This window comes from Clostridium sp. CTA-1 (assembly GCF_054768215.1).
The window spans coordinates 1-423 of record NZ_BAAAAP010000070.1; the positions used below are offsets into that span (position 1 = coordinate 1).

The 423-nt window shown below is 52.2% G+C and carries 1 pseudogene; it reads left to right on the top strand.

What is annotated here, in order from left to right:
* A pseudogene (locus tag ACYUEW_RS19080) lies at positions 1 to 423 on the top strand (collagen-like protein); the annotation flags it as partial.

Below are 423 nucleotides of genomic sequence, written 5' to 3' on the forward strand. Positions count from 1 at the left end.
CTGGCCCTCAAGGTATCACTGGTCCTACTGGACTCCAAGGCGTTACTGGCCCTACTGGTCCTATAGGTGTAACCGGAGCTACTGGTCCTCAAGGCATTACTGGCTCTACTGGAATTCAAGGTATCACTGGACCTACTGGCCCTCAAGGCATTACTGGTCCTACTGGAATTCAAGGTGTAACCGGAGCTACTGGTCCTCAAGGCATTACTGGTGCTACTGGTCCTCAAGGTGTTACAGGTGATACTGGCCCTCAAGGCATAACCGGTCCTACTGGTCCTCAAGGCACAACTGGACCTACTGGCCCTCAAGGTGTAACTGGTGCTACTGGTCCTCAAGGCATAACCGGACCTACTGGACTTCAAGGTGTTACAGGAGCTACTGGAATTCAAGGTGTAACTGGTGCTACTGGCCCTCAAGGTATTA